Source organism: Pseudoalteromonas sp. 2CM36K, from assembly GCF_023161865.1.
Taxonomy (GTDB): domain Bacteria; phylum Pseudomonadota; class Gammaproteobacteria; order Enterobacterales; family Alteromonadaceae; genus Pseudoalteromonas; species Pseudoalteromonas tetraodonis.
This window is the reverse complement of record NZ_JALNTK010000035.1, coordinates 1-23,153: the sequence shown is the minus strand read 5'-3', so window position 1 is coordinate 23,153 and position 23,153 is coordinate 1. Positions and strand designations below refer to the sequence as shown.

The following is a 23,153-nucleotide window of genomic DNA, read 5'->3' as shown; positions in this document are numbered from 1 at the left end:
GCTGCGTAAGTCTCGATACTACCGAGCAACGGCTAACGAAATAAGAAGCATCGCCTGATAAGGCGGTGAGTAGTCACGCTTTTAGGTTTCGCACAATGCTGTTATCGGTATTTACTACGCTACCAGCTTGATCGTAGGTCATCGACGAAGGTGCACCAATTAAAATACCTTTCAGTTGCTTAACACTTAACTGTGCCTGGTGCGCTGCGTGAGCGTTAACTTCATTTTGTTTTTGACACTGCTCAAGCTTTTCTCGAGTTAGCTTTATTAAGTCAGCGTTTTCATCTGTTTGCTGATCATTACTGGCAATTAGTTTGCTGAGTTCTTTATCAAGGGTGCTTATACTGGTTAAAAAAGACATTTTTTGTTGGGCAATTTCTTTTAAACCTTCACCTCTACGTGAGGCAATAGCATTAAGCTCTTGAGTAAGAAGCTCACTCAAGGTTGTTAAACAAATTATTTGTTCGTTTAGTTTAATCGTAATTAAACTATTGTGATCAGCCATAAACATTAAACTCGAAGTCTGCTAAATTTTTGGCAAGTTTCTCACTGTCTATTTGATACTTGCCTTCAGTAATCGCTTTTTTAAGCTCAGCAACTTTGTTACTGTCAAAATCAGAAGACTGCTGCGCTTTCTCTTGTAACGATTTTAATTGCTTAGCTTGCGGTGTTAAGCTCACCGAATCGCTTGCAGCTTTAGGTGAAGGCGTTTGTGCAGCCTGTGTATTTGCATTATCTCTTTTTAAATCAACTTTTTGCTGTTGAGTGTTTGTTAAAACACTCGGTTGTTGATTTGATTTATTTACTTGACCGACCATAATAAAAGCCCATTTATTACCCAACTGATGCCTTTATATCGGCATTTATTAAAGATACTTTAGCATAAATTTATATTAAATATTTACCTGAACTGACTCTACACCATCTACACGCGCATTTAAAACTTTACCTGTCTTTTTGTTTTCTACTCGTACTTGCTCACCCAAGGTGCCATCCTCTAATGCAACACCCGTGGTTTTTACTCTTAACCCTTTAATGTTGGCAAAAATGTTGACAGAGTCGCCTTTGCAAACCATACAAATTTGATTAAGCAGTACTGGCATACCTTCACGAATATTACGTTTGCTGCGGCTACCAATAAGTAGTGCAGGGTCATCAAGATACTGAACACGTATAAAGTGCACAGGGCGCATATCAATACTTAAATGGGATGGAGTAATCACTTCACCTCGTGCTAAGTTAGTAGTTGCAACTACAACCGGTGCTGATTCAGTGATTCTAACGTGCACGTATTGTGCCCAGTTCTCATTATCGTTGCATTTTATCTGAATGGTGACCTGACGATTAAATGGGGGCTCACTTGGGGTTGCTAGCGCTAGTTCTGAGTTACAATGGCGATCAGGTATGCGGCTATCTAACGGTAATGCACTGAACTGTATTTTGTTATCATTTGTAGCTACTGCTTTTTGAGCAACATAAGAAACAGCCATTTCTTGTAGCGATTCTTTACTAAATACTTGAGCCTTTAGTGGTAAAGTGAAGCAGAGGCTAGCAAGAAAATAAAAAACACTGTATCTTCTGGTTTTTTTTAACAAACTCATAATGTTTCGACTATGCTTATGGTTGCAAACAGGGTATAAATATTTTGCGTCAGAATTTAGACGCCCCCGTTGTGTTATGACGCTTTATTAATTGAAAGCAATTATCGTTCCTTATATTTGTTTTCTTAGGAGATTAAATGGCCGGCATTTTAGACTCAGTAAACCAACGTACACAGTTGGTTGGGCAAAACCGCTTGGAGTTATTGTTATTTAAGCTTAATGGGCGTCAGCGCTTTGGCATTAATGTGTTCAAAGTAAGAGAAGTTCTTCAATGCCCTCCATTAACCAGCATGCCAAAATCTAATGCTTATATTCGTGGTGTAGCACACATTCGAGGCCAAACTATTTCAGTGATTGATTTATCGATGGCTGTAGGCGGGCGGCCCATTAAAAACATTGAAGACAGTTTTATTATTATTGCTGAATATAACCGCACAGTGCAGGGTTTTTTAGTTGGTGGTGTTGAGCGAATTGTTAATATGAACTGGGAAAAAATAATGCCACCGCCATCAGGAGCAGGGCGTTATTCTTATTTAACAGCCGTCACTGAAATTGAAAATGAGTTGGTAGAAATACTCGACGTAGAAAAAATCTTAAACGAAATTTGCCCAGTTAATACTACGGTAAGTGATGATGTTGCCTCGCAAGGCACTATACAAAAAGATTTAGGCGAGAGAATAGTATTTATTGCTGATGATTCGGCTGTTGCGCGAAATCAAGTAAAACGAGCATTGGAACCATTAGGTGTAACAACTGAGTTGGCTAAAAATGGTAAAGAAGCTTTAATAAGATTAAAAGAAATTGCAGAGCTCGATTGCGTAAATGATATTACAGAGCGAGTAGGGCTACTGATTTCTGATGTAGAAATGCCAGAAATGGATGGTTATACGCTGACTGCAGAAATCAAAGCTAATCCTAAGCTCGCGCCACTACATGTGATTTTACACACATCATTGAGTGGTGTTTTTAATCAAGCGATGATTGAAAAAGTAGGAGCAGATGATTTTATTGCAAAATTTAACCCAGACGAGCTTGCAACAGCCGTTAATAAATGGGTTCATCGTGATTAATAAACATAGGTGTTATTGATTTGACTAATAAAGATTTACAGCAAAATGAATACGATCAATTTCGCTTATTTTTAGAACAACAGTGCGGTATTGTTTTAGGTGAAAATAAGCAGTATTTAGTAAAGAGCCGTTTGGCACCATTAATGTCTCGATTTAATGTTGATTCGTTATCTGAACTGGTAAGTAAAACGCTAGGTGTACATGAGCGCCAGCTGCGCGCAGCCGTTGTTGATGCCATGACAACCAATGAGACATTGTGGTTTAGAGATCAGTATCCGTTTGAGTTACTTAAAACCAGATTATTCCCTGAGTTTAAAACGTTAAATAGGCCATTAAAAATATGGTCTGCGGCGAGCTCATCAGGACAAGAACCCTACTCAATAGCGATGTCGGTTGCTGAGTTTCAATCCAGCAGCCCTGGTGTTTTAAAAATGGGTGCACAAATAATTGGTACAGATATATCAAATACCATGCTTGATATATGTAAACATGCTGAATATGACGCATTGGCATTGTCTCGCGGACTCTCTGCACAGCGCCGTAAAAAGTTTTTTAAAGACAGCGGCAATGGCATGGCACAAGTGGTTGATTCATTGAAAAAGCAAGTGAGCTTTAGGCATTTAAATTTGCTCGATTCGTACGCCTTAATGGGTAAGTTCGATATTATATTTTGCCGTAATGTTTTAATTTACTTTTCACCTGAGGTGAAAGCCAAAATAATTGCAAAATTCTCTCAAGCACTTAACCCTAAGGGGTACTTATTTTTAGGTGCGTCGGAATCTATGTCTGGTTTAAGTACTGACTTTGATATGGTGCGTTGTAACCCTGGTATCATTTACCAAAAGAAATGACCTTCATTAATATATTATCCCTCCTCTAAACGACGCCCATTGCGTCGTTTTTTGTTTTTATTATCACTATTTTCACTGCTGGCTCATTTATTGCTTTATCGGTACTGAGTCAATTTTTTGGAGGTAGTTATGGCTATCAGTTTTGATAAAGCATTAGGCGTGCATCCGCATGCGATGTTGATCCGTTCGCAAAGAGCAGAAATGCTCGCTACTAATATCGCAAATGCTGATACGCCCGGCTATAAAGCAAAAGATATCGACTTTGCCTCAGCATTAAAAACGGCAAAGTCCAACCAACTAAGCGGCAATACCATGGTAAGAACCAATGAAAAACACATTGCCGGTGGTACCCGTAGTGTAGGTGGTAATGAATTATTTCGTACGCCAAATCAAACAGATACAGGTGATGGTAACTCTGTTGATATACAAGTGGAACGGAACTTGTATACACAGAATGCTATGGAGTATCAGGCCAGTGTCCAGTTTCTTAATGGTAAATTTAAAGGCCTGAAAAAAGCCCTCGGTAGTCAAGGAGCCTAATTATGAGTTTATATAATGTGTTTAATATTGCTGGTTCAGGTATGAGCGCGCAAAACGTGCGATTAAATACCACGGCAAGTAATATCTCTAACGCCAATACAATTAGCTCTTCGCAAAATGAGACGTACCGAGCGCGACAACCTGTATTTGCTGCGGAGCTTACAAAAGCGTCAGCGTCAGCAAGCAACCCACAGGGCTCTGCCGTTGGTGTAAAAGTGTTAGGAGTGGTTGAAAGTAATAAACCACTACAAATCGAATATAACCCAAATCACCCGAGTGCGGATGAAAATGGATATATTTACAAACCCAACGTGAATGTTGTTGAGGAGATGGCAAATATGATTTCTGCTTCTCGCTCTTATCAGACAAATGTTCAAGTTGCTGATGCAGCTAAGCAAATGTTAAGTAAAACACTGCTGTTAGGTCAGCGGTAACTGAGGGTAGCTCATGAGTAACGATATTAGTACTTCTTCATCCTATATGGACTCTTTACGTTGGCAAGATAAGCAAGTGCCAAAAAAAGAAGAGAGTGATGCGTTAACCCAAGAAGATTTCTTTTCGTTGTTAACACAGCAGTTGTCATATCAAGATCCCAGCAAACCAGCTGATAACGATCAGATGATTGCACAAATGACAAACTTTACTATGGCTGAAGGGATCTCAAATTTAAACTCTAACTTTGAGTCTTTAGCTGCGTCGATGACATCAAATTCAGCATTGCAAGCATCAACATTGGTTGGTAAGCAAGCGCTGCTGGAGTCTGACACACTTGAGCTTAATGAGTCGGGTGAGGTAAAGGGAGCGATTGTTGCTGAAAAGCCGGTAGACAATTTAACGCTTCGTATTGAAGATGCATCAGGGCAATTAGTTAAAACTATTGATTTAGGCACGCAGCCTGCAGGTGCGGTTCGCTTTGCATGGGATGGTAAAAACGAAGCGGGTGAACGACTTCCTGCTGGTGAATACAAGGTTAAAGCTGAAGGCAGTACGGATGGCGAATTCTCTAGCTTACCAATTGCCTCATTCAAAAATATTGAGAGTGTTAATATTAATGGCTCAAGCGGCATTATTATTAACACAAAAGAAGGTGCGGTTAGGCTGACTGATGTCGCAGAAATCGCGTAATAGATTTTATGTATTTTTTTAGCCAATAGGCTAAATATTTTTAGGTTAGAGGTTAATTATGAGCTTCAATATTGCATTAACAGGCCTTGCTGCCGCACAAAAAGATTTAGATGTTACCGCCAATAATATTGCCAACGTAAATACCACGGGCTTTAAAGAGTCTCGCGCCGAGTTTGCTGATGTATACGCATCATCAGTATTTAGCGCCGGTAAAACAAAAAATGGTGATGGTGTACAAACCACTATGGTTGCCCAGCAGTTTCATCAAGGGTCGCTGCAGTTTACTAATAATTCACTGGATTTAGCGATCACAGGTGAGGGGTATTTTGCTACCAGTCAAGACTTAGGCGCACAAGACTTTACCTACACGCGTGCGGGTGCATTTAAGCTTAACAAAGATAACTTTGTTGTAGATGCAAATGGCAGCTTTTTACAAGGCTTTCCGGTTGACCCTTCAACAGGCGATACTACATCAGTGAGTTTAAGCACTTCATCGGCTTTACAAATACCAGATTCGTCAGGATCGCCACGTGCTACTTCAAGCGTGTATAGCTCGTTTAACTTAGATTCACGATCAATTGCACCTACAATTGCGTTTAACCCTACCGAAAGTGCAACTTATAATTCATCAACCTCAACAACCGTGTATGACTCACTCGGTGAGCCACATGTATTGCAGCTGTTTTTTGTAAAAAAAGAAGCCGAAGAATCTACGGATCCTGATGAAGACGCTAATAAGTGGGAAGTTCATGCAACACTAGACGGTAAATCATTTGGTAAAGATGGTGTTAAACAAGATGGTTCTGAAGACTTCCCCTATACAGCTCTTAGTACACTTCAGTTTAGTGCTAATGGCTTACCATTGAAAACAGATGGTGAAGATAACCTAAGTAATACGTTTAATCCTATAGAAATAGAGTCTGGGGATGATGTTGCTGGTGGCCTTTCGAATTTATTAGATAATGGCGCTACTTTCCCATCCGACATAGCTATAAATTGGCGCGATCAGACAGGTACAGCTAATAAAGTACCTACTCAATACGCAAGTCGCTTTGAAGTAAAAGCACTTGAGCAAGACGGTGCAACGGTTGGTCGTTTAGCGGGTATTGATATTGGCGCCGACGGTAAAGTTGTGGCTTCGTACAGTAATGGCGACTCAACATTTTTAGGCCAAGTGGCTATGGTGCGTTTTTCAAACTCGCAAGGTTTACAACAAGTGGGCAACACAGGTTGGAAAGCGAGTATAGCGTCAGGCGAGCCTATTGCCGGTGAACCAGGCTCTGGCACCTTAGGTAATATCAACTCATCAGCGCTTGAGCAGTCAAACGTAAACTTAACTAACGAACTAGTTGATTTGATTAGTGCGCAGCGTAATTTCCAAGCAAACTCGCGAGCGCTGGAAGTTAACTCAACAATTCAGCAAAGTATTCTACAAATTAGATAAAGCACAATTTATTAATTTGAATATTCAAGGCTGCTTAATTGCAGCCTTTTTTGTTTATAAGATCAGGTTTGAGGCGTCAGGTATCAACCTAGAACCTAGAACCTCATCCCTATAATTTCTGCAGCTACCGGCGGTATACCACATTGCTTGGCGGTGCAGTTTTACTGCTGTATTTAATGGTGGCACTTATATTGCATCTACTCATACATAGATTTCTTAATGAGTCGATGTTATGGATAAAATGGTCTACATAGCCGCATCTGGCGCTAAACAAAGCATGCAAGGGCTTGCTCTTAAAGCCAATAATTTGGCAAATGCGAATACCACTGGGTTTAAATCTGATTTTGCGCAAGCACGATCAATGCAGGCTTTCGGTGAAGGTTTGCCGACTCGTGTTTTTGCTATGCAGGAGCGCCCAGGATCAAACATGGCATCGGGCGGTGTTGTTGAAACAGGTCGCAGCCTTGATATTGCTATGAGTGATAACGCATGGCTGAGTGTTCAGGATGCCTCTGGTAATGAAGCCTATACAAAAGTGGGTTCGTTAAATATAACGGCTGAAGGTATGTTAACTACCAGCGACGGTCGTCAAGTTATTGGCGAAGGTGGGCCAGTCATATTACCTGTACCGATTGAAAAAATTGAATTTAACAAAGATGGCACTATTCAAGTTCGCCCTCAAGGTGCACCGGCTAACTTTTTAGAAGAAGTTGATCGGCTAAAAGTAGTTGATGCAAACAACGCTACACTCGAGAAGGGTAACGATGGCTTATTTAGAGCTAAACCAGGCCAAATAGTTGAAACATCAGCCAATGTACAAGTATTAGGTGGCACATTAGAAAAATCGAATGTAAATCCTGTGCATGAAATGGTCGATATGATCAGTCACCAACGCCAATTTGAATTACAAGTAAAACTGATGAAAACAGCTGAAGAGATTGACGAACGTCAAGAACAGCTGATGCGCATCGTTTAACTTTAACGTGAGGATATTATTATGAATCCAGCATTATGGATAAGTAAAACAGGGCTTGACGCTCAACAAACAGATATATCGGTTATATCAAATAACTTAGCGAATGCCAGTACAGTGGGTTACAAAAAAAGCCGCGCTATTTTTGAAGACTTACTCTACCAAAATATTAATCAACCAGGCGGTCGCTCATCGCAAGACACCGAAATGCCGTCAGGCTTAATGTTGGGCGCGGGTACGAAAGTGGTCGCTAATCAGAAAAACTTTTCCCAAGGTAACATGCTCACCACTGAAAATTCATTAGATTGGATGATTTCAGGTCCTGGCTTTTTTGAAGTATTGCAACCAGATGGCAATATTGCTTATTCGCGTAACGGCCAGTTTACTACCGACGGCGACGGGCGCGTTGTAACCTCGGGCGCTGGTTATGTTGTTCAGCCTGAAATGAATGTACCTGACGATGCACAGTCGATCACCGTATCTCAAGACGGTGAAGTGTCAGTTCGCGTTAAAGGTCAGGCCGAAAACGTGGTTATTGGTCAGATCACGATTAGTGATTTTATTAACCCGTCGGGCCTTGAGCCTATAGGGCAAAACCTTTATACCGAAACAGCGGTAAGTGGTGCGCCTGTTCAAGGTAATCCGGGGGTTGAGGGCCTAGGTACAATTATTCAAGGTTCACTTGAAACATCAAATGTAAATGTGACCGAAGAGTTGGTTAATTTGATTGAAACTCAGCGAGTTTACGAAATGAACTCAAAGGTAATTTCAGCGGTTGATGAAATGATGAGCTACATCAATCAACAATTATAGTTTTGGGGGATTGTATGCGTAATATTATGTTATTTGCAGTAGGGACTTTACTGTTAAGCGGTTGTGTATCTACACAAAATAATGAAGTAGTGCAGGACGATCCCTACTATGCACCTATGTATCCTGAGCCTAATATGGAGCCAGTGGTAGCAACGGGCTCTTTATTCAGTACTCAGTTATCGAATGACTTATATGCCGATAAAAAAGCACTTAGAACAGGCGATATCATTACGGTTAAATTGCAAGAGTCAACCCAAGCCACAAAAGCGGCTAAAACAGAAACAGATAAACAAACAGATGCTAGCCTCGATCCTGTTATTGGTTTAGGTGGTTTACCGGTTAATATTGGTGGCGATAGTATTCAATTTGGGGTTGGTAGTGATGCGTCGTTTAAAGGTGACTCAAAATCAAATCAATCAAACAGCCTAGTTGGTGATATTTCGGTTAACGTGATGCGAGTATTACCAAATGGTAATTTAGTGATTCGTGGTGAAAAATGGCTAACGCTAAATACCGGTGAAGAATTTATTCGCTTAGAGGGGTTAGTGCGTCCACAAGATGTTAATGCTGATAATACCGTTGAGTCTAATCGTATTGCGAATGCGCGTATTCAGTATTCAGGTAAGGGTCAAACTCAAGAGGCACAAAGCCCGGGTTGGTTAACGCGTTTCTTTAGTAGCTCATTGTTTCCCTTTTAGAGGACATTCAACATGAATGGTTTTAAAGTTTTTTGTTTTATGGTGCTACTAGGCTGGCAATTTACTGCCAGTGCTGAGCGAATTAAAGATGTGTCTATGGTCGAAGGGGTGCGCTCAAACCAATTAGTGGGCTATGGATTGGTTGTTGGTTTACCAGGTACCGGAGAGCAAAGCCGTTTTACCGAGCAAAGTTTTAAAGGCATGCTTAATAGTTTTGGTATTACACTACCTGCGAGTTTAAAGCCAAAAATTAAAAATGTTGCAGCAGTCGCGGTTCATGCTGAACTCCCCCCATTTAGAAAGCCAGGGCAAACTATAGATATTACTGTGTCATCAATTGGTAGTGCGGGAAGCTTACGTGGCGGTACGTTATTACAAACATTTTTAAAAGGGGTTGATGGCAATGTATACGCTATTGCACAAGGGAGCTTAATTGTTGGTGGCTTAGGTGCTGAAGGCCTAGATGGTAGCCGAGTCGTGATTAATACGCCAACCGTAGGGCGTGTGCCAAACGGTGCAACCGTTGAGCGTGCTGTTAAAAGCCCATTTATGCAAAACGATTATATTACCTTTAATTTAAACCGTCCGGACTTTACAACCGCAAAACGTTTAGAGAAAACCATTAATGATTTAATCGGCCCAAATAGCGCACAAGCACTCGATGCCGCCTCTATTCGGGTTGTTGCGCCACGAGATGCCTCGCAGCGCGTATCGTATTTATCAACTCTTGAAAACTTAGAGTTTAAGCCTGCGGATACTTCGGCAAAAATAATTGTTAATTCGCGTACCGGCACCATCGTTATAGGCAAAAATGTAAAATTACAACCTGCGGCAATTACCCATGGTGGTTTAACAGTCACGATTGCTGAGCAACAAAATGTGGCGCAGCCAAACCCGTTAGCAGAAGGCGAAACCGTGGTTACACAGCAAAGTATTATTGATGTTAATCAAGATGATTCACGCGCTTTTGTATTTGATCCTGGTGTGAGTCTTGATGATTTAGTTCGCGCAATTAATGAAGTTGGCGCTGCTCCTGGTGATTTAATGGCGATTCTTGAAGCACTTAAAGAAGCCGGTGCCATAAATGGTCAGCTTGTTGTAATTTAGTTTTATAAGACCCTATTTAGGGTCTTTAACAGTTAACCTAAAAAAGACGCGGCATAAAGCCGCTGCTACCTCAGCAATATAAACCTACACAATAAGTAGCAGCGAGTTTACCTCGCGTCTCTCACTTAGTTTAATCTCTGCCTAGAACCTAGAACCTAGAACCTAGAACCTAGAACCTAGAACCTAGAACCTAGAACCTAGAACCTAGAACCTTTCACTTCACTTGGCTCAATTATTGCATTTAACTAAGAATTATTAATTATTGTGTCAAAAAGCTGATGGAAACAAATCATCTAGATAAGCAAAACTTTTTTGATTTAGGCAACTTAGACTCTTTGCGTCGAGATGCTTTAAACAGCGGTGATGCATCAACCGATGCATCTAAAGCGGCGTTAAAAAAAGCAGCGGCACAATTTGAAGCTATTTTCACCCAAATGCTGCTTAAAAGTATGCGTAAAGCTAATGAGGCTTTTGAAGATAAAGAAAGCCCGTTTAATGCTAGCGGCGTGAAATTTTTTGAAGAAATGCACGACCAACAAATGGCCACAGAGCTTTCATCAAATGGCTCTTTGGGACTTGCAGATTTAATTGTGCAGCAACTATCGCCAGATGGAAAAAACTTTATGCCAGGCTCTGTTCTTCGCACAACGTCTGATTTCTTTAGTGACCAACGTGCAGGTAGCACCTTACCTCATCAAGAAAACCAAAAGGTCATTGAAAAAGTATCGCTCGTTGATTCAACTGAAAAAAGCGAACCAAACACAGCGCCTAAGACATTTGAAAATGCTGAGGAATTTGTAAGCACCGTGTGGGAGCACGCAAAAACAGCGGCTAAAAAAATTGGTTTAAATCCGGCGGTTATGGTCGCGCAAGCGGCATTAGAAACTGGCTGGGGTAAACATATTATTAGTAAAGGTGATGGTAATAGCTCAAACAACTTATTCAATATTAAGTCAGATAAAAGTTGGCAGGGTGAAAAGGCCAGTAAGGTCACTTTAGAGTTTGAGCAAGGTGCTGCAGTTAAAAAGCAAGCAAGCTTTAGAGCGTATGATTCGATAAAAGATAGCGTGAATGATTTTGTAGATTTTTTAACACAAAACCCGCGCTATCAAGATGCATTAAACAATACGGCAAAGCCGCATAAGTTCTTAGACTCTTTACAGCAAGCCGGTTATGCAACCGACCCTAATTATGCTGACAAAATAAAAAGGGTGTTAAACAGTAACGAATTGAAGAATATCGCCACAAGCGTGATCCGCCAAGGAGTAGAGTAACATGTCGTTTAATTTATTAAATATTGCAAATTCAGGAATAAGAGCAAACTCTGAGTTATTGCAAACGACAAGTAAAAACATCTCAAATGTTAATACCGAAGGGTATGTACGTGAGCGCACCGAATTTACCACCATGATTGATAATCAGGTGGGCCGTGGTCAAACGTACCGGTTATTGAATGAGTTTGCGCAAAAGCAATTAAATCGAGATACTTCAAATAAAAGTTTTTTTGATCAATTCGTTAGTGAAGCGAGTCGGGTTGATCAAATTTTTTCAGAAAAATCAAATAGCCTATCAACTAGTATCAACTCAATGTTTAATAACGTGCAAGAAGCGCTTAATCAACCTTCCTCAACAGTTGCTCGTTCATTAGTGATGAGTGATGCACAAAATTTAGTTGATCAAATGGACCGACTTGCAGGTATTGTTTCTGAGCAAAAAGCGGTTGTTAATGAGCAATTAGAGATCTTTTCTGAAGAGGCTAATACGCTTATTGAAAGTATTAGTTCGCTGAATCAAGAAATTGCGGGTGTTCATGGTACCAGGAATGAAGCCGATGCGAGCTCAGCTTACAATGAGCGTGATAAAGCAATTCGCGATTTATCTGAGCTGATTGATATAGAAACACTCGATGGCCCCAATGGTGAAAAACAAGTGTTTATGGGCAGCGGTGAAGCCGTTGTAATGCAAAACGGCTCGTTTAACTTGTTTTCGATGCGCGGCGACCCGGATCCAAACTTTAAAGAACTGCGCTTAGATGTAAATGGCGGCAAAGCTGTGCCGCTTGAAGTTGATGCCAGTAAATTAAAAGGCAAAATAGGTGGTTTACTTGCCTTCAGAGACGATATTTTAGTACCTGCGCAAAATCAAATAGGTCAAATGGGTATTGCGCTTGCTGATTCGTTTAATCAGCAAAATCGTTTAGGTATGGATGCAAACGGTGAGCTTGGAGGGGATATTTTTGATATCCCAACGGTCAGTGCTTTTGTTTATCAAGCCAATAGCGGAACAGCTAATATCTCAGCAACCGTTGAGGCTGGTAAAGGCAGTGAACTGCCAGCGAGTGACTTTGTGATCACTTATACGGGTAACCCTAACCAAGTAAGTATTCAGCCTATTGATAATAAAGGTGAACTTTTAGGCACAGCCTCTTTAGCAACTATCCCACCCAGTGGCATTATCGATTCAGCCGCTATTACCAGTGGGGAGTCGTTTGGTTTAGAGCTAAACGTAACCGGAGCCGGTAATGCCGGCGACCAATTTCAGGTAAAACTTAATAGTGGCGCTGCAGGTAATATATTGCTGACAACTGGGCGCGGTGAAGACCTAGCGTTAGCATCGCCAATACGCACCGCCGATGACATAAATAACACCGGTAGCGGCGCTATTTCTGCTGGCAGTGTGAGTAGTGTTACCGCTGGTGGCTTTACAACTACCACTCCTCCTGCACTCGCTAATGGAGATATAACCATTGTTAAAGCCGCGGGTACAAATGATTACTTAATTAGCGATGGAAACGGCGCCAATGTGCCAATTACTATTGCACCACCAGGTAAAAATGTTTTGGCAGGCCTTGGTGCTCCTTATGACGGTTATGGTTTTGACTTTGATATTGAAGGCTCGCCAGCCACAGGCGATAGCTTTACGTTAGAGTTTAACAAAGGCGGCTTTGACGATAACCGCAATGGCTTAAAATTAGCCGAGTTACAAAACGGTGACTTAGTGCGCCAAAATGTTGTTTCAAGCTCAGATGCCGATAACCATAAAACCTTTAACCAAGCGTATGCCGGATTAGTAACCGACATTGGTGTGGTAACCAGTCAAGCAAAAACCAATGGTGCTGCATTTGATGCTTTAGCACAACAATCAGAAGCCTGGTACGAATCGTTGTCGGGCGTAAACTTAGATGAAGAGGCGGCTAATTTGCTGCGTTTTCAGCAATCTTATGCTGCATCAGCTCAAGTATTAACTGCAGCACGTTCTATTTTTGACACTTTACTGAGTGCGGCGAGGTAATTATGCGTTTATCAAATAACTTAATGTATCAAAATAGCATTAATAAAATACTACAAAATCAAAATGGCGTAGCAAACGCACAAGAGCGAGTAAATACCAGGCAAAAGTATTTATCTACCTCAGAAGCGCCTGCCGATATATCGCAAGCTATGCTGTATACCAATAAAATACAAAGTAATGAGCAATATACAAAAAACATTAACCAGCTCAATGGCCGACTCAAAACCGAAGAAAGCGTACTGCAAGGTATTAACGAAAGTATTCAAGCAGCTAAAGATATTGCCTTAAAAGCAGGTAATGGCGCATACAGTAAAGACGACTTAAAGTCGTTAGCGTCGGAGCTAACCGAAATACAAAAAACACTCGTCAATTTAATGAATACCCGCTCAGAAGACGGCAAGTTTATTTTTTCAGGCTACCAAGACAGCACCCAACCATACCAGTTTGACTCTACTACGGGTGAATATACTTATAATGGAGATCAAGGCCAGCATGTTATAACCATTGCTGAAGGGGTAAGTATTAAATCAAGCGATAACGGTTTTGATACGTTTGAGAAAAGCGACGCACGACTTGATGTTACTGATAATCAAGCTGCGATCCCGGTAACTACACCTGCAAATAATATTACAGCAGGCACGGTTTATGTAGATGGCCAAACAGAGTTCGACCGGTTTCATCAAGATAATTACAATGCTGACCCAACCGCGAACACGTATAATGTGGTAATAACACCAGGCGCTACCGCCAACGACCCTGATACTTATAAAATTTTGCGCGACGGTGTGTCGCTGAGCCCCGCACAAGTAGGTGAGGTAACGGATGAGCCAATCGATTTTGCAGGCATGAAAATCGAATTTGAAGGCGCAGCACCAGGCCAGCTCGATTTTAGCCTAGAAAAACCCCACAAAGAAAACGTACTTAATACGCTACAAGGTTTAATTACAGGTTTAAATGATGGCACACTTGCGGGGGATGATTTTCAGCAAGTACTAAACGATGGCGTGGTGCAATTACAAAATGCCAGCGAGCAAGTTGTGTTTACGCAAGCAAGTTTAGGTGGGCGCATGAATGCACTTGAAAGAGTTAGCGACTCTAACCTTGCACAAAATATTCAAAACAAAAGTAACCTTTCTGATTTAGTAGAGGTAGACATGGCAGAAGCTATTAGCGAACTAACCAAACAAGAAACCGCACTGCAAGCGTCACAGGCTACATTTGGACGTTTAACTAACCTTTCATTATTCGATTACTTATAAACAGATTATAAGCAGAAATACCTTGCCGCTTTAGTGAATACAAAGCGGCAAAAACCTCCCTCAAAATAGCGGCAATAAATTGTCGTCACTCCAGCTAACCAGATAACTTATTATTAATGTTTAATATTTTGATATAAAACACTTTAAAAACATGCGGTTATATTTATTTTAAAGTTGGCACAGTAAATGCTTTTCTAGTAATTAGAAATTATCGAATAGTGGTTCCTGTTAAATCGTGTTGAACCACACTCTGTTTAAACCTAGGAGATGGTAAAATGGCATTAACAGTAAATACTAATGTGTCGTCACTAAACGCACAACGTAACTTAACAAGATCTGGCGAAGGCTTAGCAACGTCAATGGAGCGTTTAGCCTCTGGCATGCGTATTAATAGCGCTAAAGATGATGCCGCCGGCTTACAAATTTCTAACCGTTTAACATCACAAATAAATGGCCTAGCTGTTGCTCAGCGTAACGCCAACGATGGTATTTCAATGGCGCAAACTGCCGAAGGTGCGATGCAAGAATCGACTAATATACTACAGCGTATGCGAGAGCTTGCCTTACAGTCTGCCAATGGTTCAAATTCAGCTGAAGATCGTGATGCATTGCAAAAAGAAGTGTCTGCCCTACAAGAAGAATTAACACGAATCTCCGACACCACATCGTTCGGTGGTCAGCAATTATTAGATGGCTCATACGGCACACGAAATTTTCAGGTCGGTGCAAATGCCAATGAAACAATATCAATTAGTTTAACAAGCACTGCGGCTAAAGATATCGGTAGTGGTAATAAGGCTAGCTTAACTATTGATGGTGCTGGCACTGGTGATGTTGTAATTGGCGGCACCACTGTAACTGTAGCAAGTGGTGCAACAGCAACTGAAAAAGCAGAGGCAATTAATGCAAAAACTAGTGAGCATGGCGCCTCTGCCACGGTAAAAGATGTTACAGAGGCAACTCTTAAGGTGACTGAATTTGATGCAGGTGTTGAATTTAAATTAGGCGGAAATGTTGTTGGTGGTACGGATAATGCCGAGCTTACAGCGGCAATTAATGCTCTGGATGGCTACACTGCTACAGAGGATTCAGGCACCATTACAATCACAAACACTGCTGGAGAACCTGTCGAACTAACAGATTTTGCAGAGACTGGTACCGGTACTAGTGATGATGCTGCAGCAACCTTTACGGATACTGATTCAAATACTACCGATGTATCTTTAACAGTAGAGTCAGGCTCAGAAGTATTATCGGCTAGAGCTAGCGCAACTAAAGAAGTGGTTACTTTAACTTCATCTGAAGATTTAGCCGTCGATGATGGTACTGATAAAGGGTTATCTGCAACGGCAGCTTTTGCAAGCGTTGATGATATTGACTTATCTACAGCAACTGGTTCGCAAGACGCCTTGTCTGTAATAGATGATGCGCTAGCACAAATAGATAGCCAACGTGCTGGTTTAGGTGCGGTACAAAATCGTTTTGGTCACACAATTAATAACCTTGCTAATATTCAAGAAAATGTATCTGCGTCACGTAGCCGTATTCAAGATACAGACTTTGCTACCGAAACTGCACAAATGACTAAAAACCAAATATTACAACAAGCGGGTACGTCAATACTTTCACAAGCAAACCAAATACCACAGGCAGCAATTAGCTTGTTAGGTGGTTAATTATTAGCTTCACCAAAAAATACTTATAAACGCACTTCAACTTAAAGTGCGTTTTTTTGTTTTTTGAGATAGTAAAAATTATTTGGGGCATAAATTTATGCGTTATAAAAATTAACAAATAACTATTTTTAATTTTAAAACAGTTAGTTACGTTTTATTAAATAAATAAACTAATTTATTTTTAAAATACTCCTAAAGATAATTCACCTCCGGCCGTTAACTTAATCAGTACGGAGCTGAGCATACATTTGTGACAGCTCTTGGTTAAATTAAAATAGCAACATTACGAAAGTAATCAGGAGTTTTATTATGATTTCAGTAAATACAAATGTATCTTCACTAAACGCGCAACGTAACCTATCGCAATCAGGTTCTGACTTAGCAACTTCTATGGAACGTTTATCATCAGGTATGCGTATCAATAGCGCAAAAGATGATGCGGCAGGCCTGCAAATTTCAAACCGTTTAACATCGCAAATTAATGGTTTAGGTGTAGCGCAGCGTAACGCTAACGATGGTATCTCAATGGCGCAAACTGCTGAAGGTTCAATGCAAGAGTCAACAAACATTTTGCAACGTATGCGTGAACTAGCGCTTCAATCAGCGAATGGTTCAAATTCAACAGAAGATCGTGAGTCACTGCAAAAAGAAGTTGTTGCCCTGCAAGACGAGCTAACTCGTATTTCTAATACCACCTCTTTTGGTGGCCAGCAATTACTAAATGGAGATTTTGGTTCAAGAAACTTTCAAATTGGCTCAAATGCTAACGAAACTATCTCTATAAGTTTAAGTAGCACAGCCGCAGATAAAATTGGTTCATTAGAAGCAACTACTAACATCACTGGTACAGCTGGAAGCGTTTCATTTACAGTAGGTGGTGAAACTTACGATGTAGATGCTTCGGGATCAGGCGCAGCCAATAAAGCGGCAGCGATTAATGCAACAAAAGGTGACCATGGTGTAACAGCAGCAGTTGCTAATGTTGATGCTGATGTTACAACTGCAACTCTTTCATCTATGATCTTTGATAGCGGCACAATCGATTTTAAATTGGATGGGTCTGATGTATCTGGTACTGATGCTGGTGAACTTGCAGCTTCAATAAATGATATAGAAGGTTACTCAGCAGTTGATAATTCAGGTACAATCACAATCACAAATGCTACAGGGGCTCCTATTAAACTGACTGATTTTTCAGGTGATGGTGGCGGTACTGCTGCTGCAGCAACATTTACTGATAGCGCTTCGAGTGCGACCACCCTGAATGAAACAGGAACTCCAGTAACTGAAGCGACAGCTTCAGTTACAACTACAACTACAAAGGAAGTTGTTACTTTATCTTCAAAAGCTGATTTCACTGTAAATGATAACTCTGCTGGTGATGTTGCTGTTTTAGCCACAGGCAGTACTGTTCAAGATATTGATTTAACAACAGAGCTAGATTCACAAAGTGCAATTGATATAATTGATGATGCGCTAGCACAAATAGATAGCCAACGTGCCGATTTAGGTGCGGTACAAAACCGTTTTGGTCATACAATCAGTAACCTTTCGAATATTCAAGAAAATGTATCTGCGTCACGTAGCCGTATTCAAGATACTGACTTTGCAACCGAAACAGCTAACATGACGAAGAACCAAATATTGCAACAGGCAGGTACGTCAATTTTATCGCAAGCGAACCAGTTACCACAAGCAGCACTTAGCTTATTAGGTTAATAAGTTAAAGTAATAGCTTAATGGTTAGCTAGCTAGTACATAAAGTCAGTATTAGTTTTACAAAAAAGGAGGTGGCTTTAGCTACCTCCTTTTGTGGTTTAAGGGTTTTAATTGAGCTATTGTTTAATTAACTAATAAATAGGAATCTGTTATGAATACCATTAATTCCAATGCAGAAGTTACATTACCAACTCCGCTTGCGGGTGAAGATAAAGTAGTTGGTCAAGCGGCTAGTTCGCTAACCGAACGCGCTGTTGACGATGTAAAGCAAGCTGATACACAAAATCAGCAACGATTACAGCAAAATCAATACGAAAAAAATAATCAAGAAGTAACTGCTCAGCCGTTAGAGCGTGAACAACTAGAACAAATGGCGCAACAATTGCAGGACTTTATGGGCGAAATGAACCGTAGCTTACAGTTTCAGGTAGACGAGGACTCTGGCCGCGATGTAATTAAAGTGCTAGATAAAGACACTGGCGATATTATTAAACAATATCCATCGGAAGAGGTGTTAAATTTAGTGTCTAAGTTATCTGAAACTGCGGGCTTATTGATAGATCACACTGTATAGCGCCTAAATGGTGGCTTAATTTTTCATTTAAATAGTTATTAAAGAGGGTAATATGGCTATTTCGTTTACAGGGTTAGGCTCAGGCTTACAAGTATCAGAAATTGTAGGTGCATTGGTAAATGCCGAAAAAGCCCCTTTTGAATCGCGTTTAAATAGAAAAGAGGGTAATTTAACCACAGATATTTCTGCCGCTGGGGCACTTAAGGCGGCACTTGTAAAAGTGCAAGAATCTATGACCGCGCTTGGCAAGGTCGATAACTACCAAAAGCGCACAGCATCGGGTAATGATGATTTTATATCTCTTAGCTCAAACAAAGACGCCGAGCCAGGCAGTTATAATGTAAAAGTTGATGCACTGGCACAAGCCCATAAGTTATCGTCTCCTGCATTTGCTGCCGATGAGGCGATTGGTGGTGGTGTGATTACTATTGGCTCTGGAGATAACAGTTTTTCGACTGTGCTGTCGCCTACTAATACACTGGAAGATTTAAGAGACCAAATAAATAACGGCCCATACACTGGCTCTGACTCTAATGACTCTGTGGTAGCAACGATAGTAACCAGTGATGCAGGTCAACATTTGGTTTTAACCAGTAAACAAACCGGTGAAGAAAACGCCATTACCATTACCGTACAAGATAGCGATGGTAACAATACCGATGTAGGCGGGCTCTCTCGCTTAGCCTATGACGTGTCTGATGCGGACCCTGCAAACCATACGACTAATTTAACTGAGGTAAATGCGGCGCAAAATGCTCAAATAACCATTGATGGTACTTTAATTGCTTCAAGTAGTACGAACGAGTTTAAAAGTGTTATTGATGGCGTAGATATTACGGCTAAAAAAACCCAAGGTATTGATGATGACGTAAGCACATTAACAGTAAAAGAAAACAATAATAATATTAAAGCTGGACTTGATGGGTTTGTTAAAAGTTACAATGAGCTGTTAGAGCTAAGTAAGAATTTAGGTAAATCTGGCGAGGATGGCGCTGGCGTAATGGCGGGTGATTCTCTGCTACGTGGTGTTATGTCAAAGTTAAGGCAAGAAATTACCAACAGTGTTGACTTGGGCGATGGTAACTCTTTATCGCTATCGCAGTTGGGTGTTGAAGCCGACAGATACGGTAAGTTAAGCTTAGATAGCGAACGCTTAGACGAGCAAGTAAAAAATGATGTTGATTTAGTGCAGCAGTTTTTTGTAGGTAAAAATACTGACGAAGGTGGTTTTGCCCAATCGTTTGATGAGTTAATGAACTTTTATACTAAGTCAGATGGTTTAATTCAAAACAGAATAGAAAGTAAAGAAGGGCAGCTGCGCGATATTGATGACGAGCGCGTGTCGTTTGCGCGTAAAATGGAGTCACTAGAGTCGCGCTTGTATGCGCAGTACAATAGTATGGATTTATTGGTGGCAGGCTTAAACTCTACCAGTAGCTATATTCAAGCGCAGTTAGACAATATGCCAGGTGTGGTAAGGCAGTCTAAATAATATGTATTATTAATTTAAAAAGGCCGCTAAGTATTTAACTTAGCGGCCTTTTTATTGTGTGCCACTTAGTGTGCTTGGTGATGGTATGCTAAGGGTTGGTTTTTACTGTTAAGTCGACTTATAAGCGTTTATGGCTTTATCCGACTTTTTATGTTTGAGTATCGCATTAAACGACTCTACTTTTTGGTTTTCTGCGGTTGCTAAAATCATATTAATTTGCGTTTGCAGTACACTTAACTCATCAACACTTGGCGGTGAGGTACTTTCGCACCAATTTACTAAGTGTTTATTTAATAACTCAAGCGAATTAGCAGCACCATCGGCCCTGTTGCTATTAACTTGAGCTTGAAGCTCGCAGAGTAATTGTTTAATTTGCTCTGCGGCTTGTGTTGACTTTTTTGGCATAGTTATTAAATAGCCGGCATACGTTGGTCGGCAGGAATACCCTCCCAACCTTCTTTAATTTCTTTAACAATGCTTGATACTTCAGTAATCGCTTCAATATCGTTGTTTATGTTCGCTTGCGTTAAACGACGCTGACAATAATCATAAAGAGCCAATAAATTGTTAGAAATACTCGGGTCTTGTTCTACTTTTAAATTAAGCGCATCTTGCAGTGCACCTAATAGTAAAATACAGGCAGAGATGTTTTCGCCTTTTTTTGCTATTTCTTTGCGTTCAATAAAACCTTTAGTCGCGGCCAAGCGACCAATTATGTTACTAAAAATAAGATTAATTTGCTCATACGGTGCCATTTCGGCAATACTACTGGCACGCACTTGAGAATATTTTTTTAATGAAACATGAGCCATGGAAAAATCCTAAATAAATATGTGAAATTGTCTATATGAAACAAAGCAATATTAATGCCAAGCATTTTCGCTTATTTATGTATCGGCATTTATGGTCACAACTTAAGTAAACAATTTAAATTAATTATAAATATAATAACAATACAGGATGAACTTGCTTAATAAAGAGGGTGGCAGCATTTTGTTAACTAATTATTTTCATTCCAGTACTAATTACCTAGCTTTTAAGGGGTGGTTTTTACTTGATGTGTCTGTTTTTTGGCGTTAATGTCAAAAAATCGCCGCTATTACTTGCATCAAAATCCAACTGGCTTACAATTTGATTAATAAAACAAATTAGTGAAATAAATGGCTCGCTAAAAAATGATCTTAATTTTAGATAATAATAATAATCGCTCTATTGGATTATATGCATCCCTTACTTTTATTGGTGAGGCGGTACAGTTGCAAACAGAAGCTGACTTTGAACAGGCATGTAGCCACTATCAAAACAAAGAATGTATTGTGGTATTAGGGGCGTTGCAATCTTTGGATCATGAAAGTTTAATTAAACGCTATCCGACTTTCCCTTTTTTACTGATAGGTGAAACGCTCAAACCGCTACTGAGTCTCGCTAATGTTGTGGGATTGATATGTGAGCCATTTACTCATGAAGTTACCACTCAGTTATTACATGACTGTCAGCAATATCAGCGCATGTTGCCTCACGAGCATAAACATAACAAAGAAAAAAGCACCTTTGATGGCCTTGTAGGTGAAACCAAAGCCGTAAAAGATTTACGCTTTTTAATTACTCAAGTTGCTAAAACCGATGCCAACGTACTTATTTTAGGTGAATCGGGCACAGGTAAAGAAGTAGTTGCCCGTAACGTACATTTGCTTTCTAAGCGTAACAAAGGCCCATTTGTACCAGTAAACTGTGGGGCAATTCCTGCGGAGCTACTAGAAAGTGAACTATTTGGCCATGAAAAAGGTGCGTTTACTGGGGCTATTTCAGCACGAAAAGGCCGTTTTGAGTTAGCGCAAGGTGGCACGCTATTTTTAGATGAAATAGGGGATATGCCACTGCAAATGCAGGTTAAGTTACTACGAGTGCTTCAAGAGCGTAGCTATGAGCGCGTTGGTGGTACCAAAGCGATTCAGGCTGATGTGCGTGTGATTGCTGCAACCCACCGTGACCTTGAAAGCATGATAGAAAAAGGCTCATTTAGAGAAGATTTATACTATCGCTTAAATGTTTTTCCTATTGAGAGTCCATCTCTTGCTCAACGCGCAGAAGACATCCCTTTGCTGCTTAAAGAGCTAATGCGCCGCGTAAATGAGCAAAGCGGTACTACGGCTAAGTTTACAGAGCGTGCTATTGATAGTTTAAAAGAGCATTCTTGGCCAGGTAATATTCGTGAGCTGGCGAACCTTGTTGAACGCATGGTTATTATGTTTCCAGATAAGGTTGTGGATGTTCCTGATTTACCCAATAAATACCGCTACATTGAAGTTGAAGCCTATGAGCCACAGTACCCAGAAGAGCTGATGGAACGTGATGCGTTTAATGATATTTTTAGTGGCGGATTTAGCGAAGATGAAATAGATCTAGAAGATGATTTTGTTCAGGCTGCACCTGGTTTATTGCCCGATGAAGGTATTGAGCTTAAAGAGTACTTAGCTGAGCTTGAAATTAACTTAATCACACAGGCATTAGAGCGCTTTGATTACGTTGTCGCCCGTGCTGCTGAAGTGTTAGGTGTAAGGAGAACCACACTGGTCGAAAAAATGAAAAAATATAACCTGACGAGAGATTGAGAGCTAAGTACAGGTGTTAGGTATTAGGTATTAGATATTAGGTTAGAAAAACTAAACACCGGTAGTTACACTGAATCCGTTACCGGTTCTATTTTTTAGCAGGTTTACCCCACGTCTGCGTTGGGTGCCAACTTACTGTTTTTTGGGTAAATATAACAATTAAAGGGTTAAAAGGACCTTTCATCTTTCACCTTTGACCTTTCACCTTTCACCTTTGACCTTTAACCTTTGACCTTTAACCTTTAACCTTTAACCTTTAACCTTTAACCTTATATGGACTCCCTAAAGTAATCAATAAACATTCTGTA

General features: G+C 40.5%; 23 protein-coding genes and 1 pseudogene. 19 read left to right on the top strand and 5 right to left on the bottom strand.

All coding sequences use genetic code 11. The features are described 5' to 3' along the window. Nucleotides 1-73: 73 nt before the first annotated feature. The 3 genes from flgN to flgA form a co-directional block, all read right to left on the bottom strand. Nucleotides 74-505: a flagellar export chaperone FlgN gene (flgN, locus tag MTN97_RS17240; RefSeq protein ID WP_248474968.1), complete on the bottom strand. Its 432-nt coding sequence runs from the start codon at nt 503-505 to the stop codon at nt 74-76. Beyond that, nucleotides 498-818, bottom strand: a complete 321-nt coding sequence (gene flgM, locus MTN97_RS17235; protein ID WP_036983407.1) for a flagellar biosynthesis anti-sigma factor FlgM — start codon at nt 816-818, stop codon at nt 498-500. Before flgM ends, flgN begins: the two co-directional genes overlap by 8 nt. 75 nt (nt 819-893) lie before the next feature. After that, on the bottom strand, nt 894-1,601 hold the full coding sequence (gene flgA, locus MTN97_RS17230) for a flagellar basal body P-ring formation chaperone FlgA (RefSeq protein ID WP_036981695.1): 708 nt from the start codon (nt 1,599-1,601) through the stop codon (nt 894-896). A gap of 137 nt (nt 1,602-1,738) precedes the next feature. Here flgA and MTN97_RS17225 point away from each other — a divergent pair, with 137 nt between their 5' ends. The 18 genes and pseudogenes from MTN97_RS17225 (at nt 1,739) to fliD (ending at nt 20,233) form a co-directional block, all read left to right on the top strand. After that, entirely contained in the window at nt 1,739-2,671 is a 933-nt protein-coding gene (locus MTN97_RS17225; RefSeq protein ID WP_036981697.1) for a chemotaxis protein, read from the top strand. 20 nt (nt 2,672-2,691) lie between these two features. Continuing rightward, nucleotides 2,692-3,522: a protein-glutamate O-methyltransferase CheR gene (locus tag MTN97_RS17220; RefSeq protein ID WP_138626804.1), complete on the top strand. Its 831-nt coding sequence runs from the start codon at nt 2,692-2,694 to the stop codon at nt 3,520-3,522. Nucleotides 3,523-3,651: 129 nt separating this feature from the next. After that, nucleotides 3,652-4,062, top strand: coding sequence for a flagellar basal body rod protein FlgB (gene flgB / locus MTN97_RS17215; RefSeq protein WP_010387869.1), 411 nt, complete (start codon nt 3,652-3,654; stop codon nt 4,060-4,062). 2 nt (nt 4,063-4,064) lie between these two features. Then, complete coding sequence (gene flgC, locus MTN97_RS17210; RefSeq protein ID WP_248474967.1) at nt 4,065-4,496, top strand: flagellar basal body rod protein FlgC; 432 nt, start codon at nt 4,065-4,067, stop codon at nt 4,494-4,496. Between the two features lie 13 nt (nt 4,497-4,509). Continuing rightward, complete coding sequence (locus MTN97_RS17205) at nt 4,510-5,187, top strand: flagellar hook assembly protein FlgD (protein WP_248474966.1); 678 nt, start codon at nt 4,510-4,512, stop codon at nt 5,185-5,187. Nucleotides 5,188-5,245: 58 nt separating this feature from the next. Next, nucleotides 5,246-6,631, top strand: a complete 1,386-nt coding sequence (gene flgE, locus MTN97_RS17200; RefSeq protein WP_282447424.1) for a flagellar hook protein FlgE — start codon at nt 5,246-5,248, stop codon at nt 6,629-6,631. Nucleotides 6,632-6,863: 232 nt separating this feature from the next. Next, nucleotides 6,864-7,607 carry a flagellar basal body rod protein FlgF gene (locus MTN97_RS17195; protein ID WP_248474965.1) on the top strand — a complete coding sequence of 248 codons (744 nt, stop codon included), beginning with the start codon at nt 6,864-6,866 and terminating at the stop codon, nt 7,605-7,607. Nucleotides 7,608-7,628: 21 nt separating this feature from the next. After that, the gene (flgG, locus tag MTN97_RS17190) at nt 7,629-8,417 is read left to right on the top strand and encodes a flagellar basal-body rod protein FlgG (RefSeq protein WP_010387879.1); all 789 of its coding nucleotides are present in this window, start codon (nt 7,629-7,631) and stop codon (nt 8,415-8,417) included. 14 nt (nt 8,418-8,431) lie between these two features. Further along, nucleotides 8,432-9,115 (top strand): flagellar basal body L-ring protein FlgH, encoded by a 684-nt coding sequence (gene flgH / locus MTN97_RS17185; protein WP_013465588.1) that lies wholly within the window; start codon nt 8,432-8,434, stop codon nt 9,113-9,115. Between the two features lie 12 nt (nt 9,116-9,127). Beyond that, entirely contained in the window at nt 9,128-10,222 is a 1,095-nt protein-coding gene (locus MTN97_RS17180) for a flagellar basal body P-ring protein FlgI (RefSeq protein ID WP_028833974.1), read from the top strand. A gap of 278 nt (nt 10,223-10,500) precedes the next feature. Continuing rightward, nucleotides 10,501-11,496, top strand: a complete 996-nt coding sequence (flgJ, locus tag MTN97_RS17175; RefSeq protein WP_248474964.1) for a flagellar assembly peptidoglycan hydrolase FlgJ — start codon at nt 10,501-10,503, stop codon at nt 11,494-11,496. A 1-nt stretch (nt 11,497) separates the two neighbouring features. After that, on the top strand, nt 11,498-13,513 hold the full coding sequence (gene flgK / locus MTN97_RS17170; protein ID WP_248474963.1) for a flagellar hook-associated protein FlgK: 2,016 nt from the start codon (nt 11,498-11,500) through the stop codon (nt 13,511-13,513). A 2-nt stretch (nt 13,514-13,515) separates the two neighbouring features. Next, nucleotides 13,516-14,772 (top strand): flagellar hook-associated protein FlgL, encoded by a 1,257-nt coding sequence (flgL, locus tag MTN97_RS17165; RefSeq protein ID WP_248474962.1) that lies wholly within the window; start codon nt 13,516-13,518, stop codon nt 14,770-14,772. A 275-nt stretch (nt 14,773-15,047) separates the two neighbouring features. Continuing rightward, on the top strand, nt 15,048-16,448 hold the full coding sequence (locus MTN97_RS17980) for a flagellin (protein WP_282447423.1): 1,401 nt from the start codon (nt 15,048-15,050) through the stop codon (nt 16,446-16,448). A gap of 309 nt (nt 16,449-16,757) precedes the next feature. Beyond that, nucleotides 16,758-17,165: pseudogene (locus tag MTN97_RS18170) on the top strand (flagellin); the annotation flags it as partial. Between the two features lie 300 nt (nt 17,166-17,465). Further along, a complete protein-coding gene (locus MTN97_RS18165) occupies nt 17,466-18,167 on the top strand; it encodes a flagellin (RefSeq protein ID WP_409418119.1) in 702 nt (233 codons plus the stop codon). A 151-nt stretch (nt 18,168-18,318) separates the two neighbouring features. Beyond that, entirely contained in the window at nt 18,319-18,741 is a 423-nt protein-coding gene (locus MTN97_RS17145; RefSeq protein WP_248474961.1) for a flagellar protein FlaG, read from the top strand. Nucleotides 18,742-18,793: 52 nt separating this feature from the next. Next, the gene (gene fliD, locus MTN97_RS17140; RefSeq protein WP_069438719.1) at nt 18,794-20,233 is read left to right on the top strand and encodes a flagellar filament capping protein FliD; all 1,440 of its coding nucleotides are present in this window, start codon (nt 18,794-18,796) and stop codon (nt 20,231-20,233) included. A gap of 108 nt (nt 20,234-20,341) precedes the next feature. Here fliD and MTN97_RS17135 read toward each other — a convergent pair whose 3' ends face one another. Beyond that, entirely contained in the window at nt 20,342-20,638 is a 297-nt protein-coding gene (locus MTN97_RS17135; protein ID WP_069438718.1) for a hypothetical protein, read from the bottom strand. 5 nt (nt 20,639-20,643) lie between these two features. Continuing rightward, nucleotides 20,644-21,045, bottom strand: coding sequence for a flagellar export chaperone FliS (fliS, locus tag MTN97_RS17130; RefSeq protein ID WP_248474960.1), 402 nt, complete (start codon nt 21,043-21,045; stop codon nt 20,644-20,646). A gap of 363 nt (nt 21,046-21,408) precedes the next feature. On the opposite strand from fliS, the gene MTN97_RS17125 reads away from it, so the two are divergent. Further along, nucleotides 21,409-22,845 (top strand): sigma-54-dependent Fis family transcriptional regulator, encoded by a 1,437-nt coding sequence (locus MTN97_RS17125; RefSeq protein WP_248474959.1) that lies wholly within the window; start codon nt 21,409-21,411, stop codon nt 22,843-22,845. The last annotated feature ends 308 nt before the right edge of the window (nt 22,846-23,153 follow it).

Bases quoted from the DNA above. Each gene is read 5' to 3' on its own strand.
- flgA (WP_036981695.1), bottom strand. From the start codon at position 1,601: ATGAGTTTGTTAAAAAAAACCAGAAGATACAGTGTTTTTTATTTTCTT.
- flgC (WP_248474967.1), top strand. From the start codon at position 4,065: ATGAGTTTATATAATGTGTTTAATATTGCTGGTTCAGGTATGAGCGCG.
- fliS (WP_248474960.1), bottom strand. From the start codon at position 21,045: ATGGCTCATGTTTCATTAAAAAAATATTCTCAAGTGCGTGCCAGTAGT.
- MTN97_RS17125 (WP_248474959.1), top strand. From the start codon at position 21,409: ATGATCTTAATTTTAGATAATAATAATAATCGCTCTATTGGATTATAT.
- flgH (WP_013465588.1), top strand. From the start codon at position 8,432: ATGCGTAATATTATGTTATTTGCAGTAGGGACTTTACTGTTAAGCGGT.
- flgB (WP_010387869.1), top strand. From the start codon at position 3,652: ATGGCTATCAGTTTTGATAAAGCATTAGGCGTGCATCCGCATGCGATG.
- MTN97_RS18165 (WP_409418119.1), top strand. From the start codon at position 17,466: ATGATCTTTGATAGCGGCACAATCGATTTTAAATTGGATGGGTCTGAT.
- MTN97_RS17145 (WP_248474961.1), top strand. From the start codon at position 18,319: ATGAATACCATTAATTCCAATGCAGAAGTTACATTACCAACTCCGCTT.
- flgN (WP_248474968.1), bottom strand. From the start codon at position 505: ATGGCTGATCACAATAGTTTAATTACGATTAAACTAAACGAACAAATA.
- MTN97_RS17225 (WP_036981697.1), top strand. From the start codon at position 1,739: ATGGCCGGCATTTTAGACTCAGTAAACCAACGTACACAGTTGGTTGGG.
- flgE (WP_282447424.1), top strand. From the start codon at position 5,246: ATGAGCTTCAATATTGCATTAACAGGCCTTGCTGCCGCACAAAAAGAT.
- MTN97_RS17135 (WP_069438718.1), bottom strand. From the start codon at position 20,638: ATGCCAAAAAAGTCAACACAAGCCGCAGAGCAAATTAAACAATTACTC.
- flgL (WP_248474962.1), top strand. From the start codon at position 13,516: ATGCGTTTATCAAATAACTTAATGTATCAAAATAGCATTAATAAAATA.
- MTN97_RS17205 (WP_248474966.1), top strand. From the start codon at position 4,510: ATGAGTAACGATATTAGTACTTCTTCATCCTATATGGACTCTTTACGT.
- MTN97_RS17180 (WP_028833974.1), top strand. From the start codon at position 9,128: ATGAATGGTTTTAAAGTTTTTTGTTTTATGGTGCTACTAGGCTGGCAA.
- MTN97_RS17980 (WP_282447423.1), top strand. From the start codon at position 15,048: ATGGCATTAACAGTAAATACTAATGTGTCGTCACTAAACGCACAACGT.
- flgJ (WP_248474964.1), top strand. From the start codon at position 10,501: ATGGAAACAAATCATCTAGATAAGCAAAACTTTTTTGATTTAGGCAAC.
- fliD (WP_069438719.1), top strand. From the start codon at position 18,794: ATGGCTATTTCGTTTACAGGGTTAGGCTCAGGCTTACAAGTATCAGAA.
- flgK (WP_248474963.1), top strand. From the start codon at position 11,498: ATGTCGTTTAATTTATTAAATATTGCAAATTCAGGAATAAGAGCAAAC.
- MTN97_RS17195 (WP_248474965.1), top strand. From the start codon at position 6,864: ATGGATAAAATGGTCTACATAGCCGCATCTGGCGCTAAACAAAGCATG.
- flgM (WP_036983407.1), bottom strand. From the start codon at position 818: ATGGTCGGTCAAGTAAATAAATCAAATCAACAACCGAGTGTTTTAACA.
- flgG (WP_010387879.1), top strand. From the start codon at position 7,629: ATGAATCCAGCATTATGGATAAGTAAAACAGGGCTTGACGCTCAACAA.